The sequence below is a fragment of the Planctopirus hydrillae genome (assembly GCF_001707835.1).
GTDB lineage: Bacteria > Planctomycetota > Planctomycetia > Planctomycetales > Planctomycetaceae > Planctopirus > Planctopirus hydrillae.
Genome location: NZ_LYDR01000138.1, coordinates 1 through 310 on the forward strand (window position 1 = coordinate 1; position 310 = coordinate 310).

Below are 310 nucleotides of genomic sequence, written 5' to 3' on the forward strand. Positions count from 1 at the left end.
GCGCATGCGGTAATGAGGCTGAACAAACAGGACGGTGGCCGTCGACGCTCGATCATGGTGACCAACAACGAGGTCAGTGCTGATGAGCAAAAGACTTTGCGCGAAAAGGGTTTGCGGCCGGGAGATCCTGAATGGGAAGCGCTCGGTATTGCTGACTATGTGACGAAACCGCGAGTGACTGCCGCCATCACTGGAAAGACCCCGGCGGGCGATCCGATTAAGGGCGACTACAAATTCACAGACGAGTTCCCGATGGCCGACGGGTTCGAGGCGAACGCGCGGTACTTCTCGCTGGAGTATTTGAACCCGA

Annotated in this window: 1 pseudogene; it reads left to right on the top strand. The window is 57.4% G+C overall.

From position 1 onward, the window contains the following. A pseudogene (locus A6X21_RS17050) lies at positions 1 to 310 on the top strand (site-specific DNA-methyltransferase); the annotation flags it as partial.